The sequence below is a fragment of the Micrococcales bacterium genome (assembly GCA_009784895.1).
Classification (GTDB): domain Bacteria; phylum Actinomycetota; class Actinomycetes; order Actinomycetales; family WQXJ01; genus WQXJ01.
Genome location: WQXJ01000082.1, coordinates 1 through 4950 on the forward strand (window position 1 = coordinate 1; position 4950 = coordinate 4950).

Annotated in this window: 1 protein-coding gene; it reads right to left on the bottom strand. The window is 58.5% G+C overall.

Annotation, left to right across the window (positions count from 1 at the left end; translation table 11 throughout):
- On the bottom strand, positions 1 to 4806 hold a 4806-nt coding region (locus FWD29_09775; protein MCL2804217.1), incomplete at its 3' end, for an Ig-like domain-containing protein.
- Between the last annotated feature and the right edge of the window lie 144 nt (positions 4807 to 4950).

A 4950-nucleotide genomic window follows, 5' to 3' on the forward strand; every position in this document is an offset into this window, starting at 1 on the left:
ACCCATGTAAACCGAGCCGGTTTCGATGTTCCGCAGGTTCACCGTGACCGTATACGAATCGGTGCCGTTGGCCTGGACCTTGCCAGGGTCAGGGTTGGACCCCGTCTTGGCTACGGTCCACCATGATTTCTCCGCCACTGGCGCGTCATTGGTGTAAGCAATCTTCTTGGCTTCAGCTGAGTAGTAGCTGGTCGAACCGACATCGAACCTGGCTTTGACATCGTAACCATCCAGGTCACTGGCTGGTGACGCGTAATACGAGTAACCCAAAACCGTGGCCGTGCCGTCACCGGTAGAGGTGTGGCATTTGATGGCTGGACCGTTCAAGGCGTTATCCCATAGTGGCCCGTTAGCCAGGCCAGAGGTTGCCTCAGCCCACAACAGGTGGAAGCAAACCGGCTGGCCATCGATCGGGTTGCCGTATTGGTCTTGGACGGTGACCTTGGCCCAACGTGACTGGGTGCCATTGGCCCTGGCCGCACCAGACTCTGTCGTCAAAGAATCGACCGTTTTCTGTGGGTCTACCGGACCGGCCACGAACACTGCTGTTTTCGGTGACTGGGCCACTTCATCGCCGGCAGCCGTGCCACCCAGGTAACCGTGCACCGTGACAGTGCCCGCCACCGTTGAGGCGAAATCGCAAGTGGCGATACCTGAAGGATTGGACGTTGCGGAGCAGGTCGAATCAGCCAGGCCAACCGGGTTGAAGGTGAAGAACACATCCTGACCGCCCACCGGGTTGTCACTGTCATCCCTGACCAGGATTTGAGCAGTATGGACCTGGACCCCGTTGGCCACTTTGGTGCCAGTCGTGGTGATCGACAAGACCGACTTGGTCTTGCTGGCCACGCCGCTGCGCCACCAGACGTGCGCCTCGGCGTTGGTCCGCAGCACAGGACCAGTCACGGTTGGGGCTGAGGCCTGGCGGATGGTCGCGATGGACTCATCACTCGCAGTTATGCGGCCCCTGACCACAAAGGCGTCATCCGCCCCGCCCTGGGCAGCCGTCTGCGAGACCACCGTTAAGGTGGCAATCCCACCGACCGTTGTCCTGGTGACAACCACCCCTGGGCCGCCAGTCGTATCAGCCGCACCGCCAACGCCCCTGGCGGTGACATCCTGCGGGACTGTGAAGGCAACTTCAGTGCCGTCTTCGACCGGGAAACCGTTAGCGTCGTAGACCCTGGCCTCGACCACCTGGTCGGTGCCAACTTCCTGCGAAACCCCCGGCTCAACCAACCAAGACATGGGGCCCGCTGCCGGCCCGGAAGTGAACTTGAGCGTCGCCATCGGCGCCATCGTTTCGATGGTCCCCCAATCCCCGGTTTCCTCCATGACCTGGACGGGGAAGGAGAAGGTGCCGGGCGAAGTCGACTTGACATAGAAGGTGTACATGCCCCAGGCGTCACGCAGCGGCGTGCCGGTCTGGTTCGGGTTGGCCGTAGTTGTCGACAACTCTGGCAGACCGGACAGATCCAACCTGACCGAAGCGTGAGGCACCAGAATGTTGGCAGCCGAACGGATCTCCAGCGTGATGGCGTAAGTACCACCACCGGCACCAGCCACAACCTTGGTGGCCGGATCGGTTGGATCAGGCGACACTGTCCACTTCGAGTTGGCCAGCGACGGCGGCCCGGACTGGAAGGCTACTTGCCGGGTGTTGTTCGGGTCAGGAATCTTGTTAGCGCCACTAGTCGCAGTCACATCGAAGGTGCCGGGCACTTTCGAACGGATTTCGGCAATGAACAGACCGTCCTCGGTGCACCAGGCCGGGGCCGTAGCCGCCGAGGCATCACAAGTCACCCCGTCTACCGATGCAGCGGACTCGATTGATCCAAACCAAGGACCGGGAATGGTCAACAAACCCGGATCCACCACCAACTGGACAGCTTCACCGGTAACCCCATTGCCAAACTGGTCAACCAGTTTGACGGTGGCGGTATGGAAATGAGCTGGCAGCCCAGTGGCCAGAACCGAGTTGTCACTCACCTCGAAGGTTGACTTGGTGTAATCAACCTGACCGGCCACAAATGTGACCTGCTTGGCCGAACCGGTCACATACAGCGACTCGACGTTTGCAACCATGCCGCGTACGTCATAAGTGCCGGCCTTCTGCCGAGTGAAGCAGACATTGGAGGCCTGACCACCTGAAGTGTCCTTCCAGGCGCCAACCTGCCAAGGATCAGAACTGCCAGCTAGGCGATACTCCAGATATGTCCGGATCGGTGCGGCAGCATCGTCAACCAAGTTGCCGGACGCATCCAACACCTCGATATCAGCGCAATGGGATTCGACTCCAGCTTCCTTACCACCCGTGGTGGTTACTTCAAACGTCGATTGATCCGGGCCGCCGGCCTTGAACCGGGCCACGGCTGGGGCGCCATTCACGCCGTCCCGCCAGATTGGCGCGGCGTTGATGGTAGCGGTCACGTCATAGTTGCCAGCCCTGGTCGAAACCAGGTTCAGTTCAGCGATGCCGTCAAGCAAACCGGTCGAACCAGTTGGAACTGTGACGCTGGCTGGGCCAGGCTGGTCGCTACCACCAGGACCGGTGCCCTTGGCAGTGACATTGGCTGGAATAGTGAAAACTACGTCTTGACCAGAGACCAGGTTGCCGGTGCTGTTCAGACCAAAGCAGTCACGCACCTCAGCGGTGATCTTCTGCGTGTCCGTACCGTTAGCGAACGATGCGATACCGGCATCGGTTAGCTTCGAGTTGGTGGCGCAAGCCGGACCGGCCACAAACGCAATTGATCCCGATGTCACTGCCGGTGGGGTCTGGACTGGTACCGGCGCGTTCAGACCAAGCGCTTCGCCGCCAACCAACACTTTGACAGTCCAGGTTCCCTTTAGCGTTGAGGTGATTGTCTTCGTGGCGGTACCGTCAGTGCCAGCCGTCAGGCCGGTGCCACCAGAAATCACTGGCTGACCTGCGGCCACGGCCGGGCTCAAACTGATCGAGGCCCCACCACCATTGACCGGGTGGCCAGCTGCGTCATTCAAGTAGGCCTTCACCGTGTAATAGTCGCTGCCGTTGGCGACCGCGTCGCCGGTGGCTGGGTCGGTTTGTTCGACCGTGAAATATGACTTTGTCGGGTCAACCACATTCAGGGTGTATTTCAGGTACTTCTGATGCTGGACATCGGTCATTTGAGCGCCCGGCGCTGTGCCGTTACTGGCCCTGACTGCGAAACCGTCCCCAGTCGAGGGATAGATCGAAGCGGCGTTCACCTCAACCACACCGTTGGTGCCAGAGGTGCCGCAGATCGATGGGACGGCGCCATACAGCCCAGGAGCGTTGACACCAGCGCTGTTGCCGTCGTCCCAGCGCGGTCCGGCCGGGTTGGCCGGCGGCGTGGGATGGGCATACATCAGGTTGAAGCAGACGTTTGGCACGCCACTAATCGTGTTGCCCTTTGAGTCTTGGACCGTCACGCGGGCCCAACCCAGATCCCAACCATCGGCGGCGCTGGCGGCAGATTTAGTCTCTAGTGAATTCAGTGTCTTGGCCCAATCGACTGGGCCGGCCACGAACTCGGCTGTCTTGGGTGAATCAGTCACCTCGTTCAAGGCCGCCGCTGCACTACCCAGGTAGCCGTGCACTGTGACAGTGCCAGCCACTGTCGAGGTGAAGTCGCATGTGGCAACACCAGCCGCGTTAGACACCGCGGTGCAGTAACTTGGGCTGGCACCTACCGGGTTGAAAGTGAAGAACACGTCTTGCCCGTCAACCAGGTTGTTCATATCGTCCTTGACCAACACTTGAGCAGTATGGAACTCGGTCCCATCAGCCGCTTTGTTGCCAGTAGTGGTAATCGACAGGACAGAGTTCTTAGCTGACCCTTGCCCAGCGACAAACTCCAATGTGGCTAGTGGCGCGATCTGCTCAATATTGGCCCAAGACCCGTTAGACAACTGGACCTGCACCGGGAAGGTGTAAGTGCCCGGTGTGGTGGCTTTGACATGGAAGGTGAACACACCCCACTGGTCGATCGTTGGCGTGCCAGTCACCTGTGGCATCGACTCGTTAGCCGTGACAATCCCATCGACGGCCGGATCAGATAGGTCCAGACGAACCGAAGCCCCATCCTTCAAAATCCCATACAGTGACCTGACCTCAATGCTGATGGCATAAGTGTCAGAAGTCCCAGCCACCACTTTGGTTGAAGCAGCTGTCGGGTCTGGTGTCACAGTCCACCTAGATTTTGACGGGTCAACGTCACCAGCCGTAAACGACACTTGCCGCACGTTCGTGTCATTAGCAGGAATCTGAGCGCCACCCACTGTCATAGTCGCACCGACCGGGAACGTACCTGGTTCCTCAGAACGGATCTGAACTTGAACAAACCCATCTTCCGTGCACCAGGCAGCTGTCGAGGTGGCCGCTTCACACGTGGTCACGTCGATAGTCGCAGCCGCCTTGTCAGCTTCGAACCACGGACCGGGTACGGTAGCTGATCCTTGAGCGACAGTGAACGTCACACCCTGACTCTTAACACCGTTCCCATACGTGTCGACTAAATGGACCGTGGCGGTATGGAAATTCGAGGCATCCCCTAGGGCTAACACCGGGTCACGTGAAACTACGAATGTTGACTTAGACAAATCCACATCCCCAGCCACAAACGTGACCTGCCTAGCCGAACCAGTCACATAGGTTGATTCTTTAGACGCCACCCAACCACGCACATCATAGGTGCCAGCTTTGGTTTGAGTGAAACAAACATCCGACGCTATCCCGTTCACAGTCATCTTCGATGGACCATCTAACCAAGTCGAAGTGCCAACCAGTTTATACTGCAACACCGCAGTCGTCTGTTTACTAGTTTCAGTGATCAACAGGTCACCAGAATCGTAGATACTAATATCAGCGCAATGATATTCTGTCCCGACTTGCTTATCCCCACTAGTGGTTACTTCGAATGTTGAATATTCGATAGTCCCGGTTTG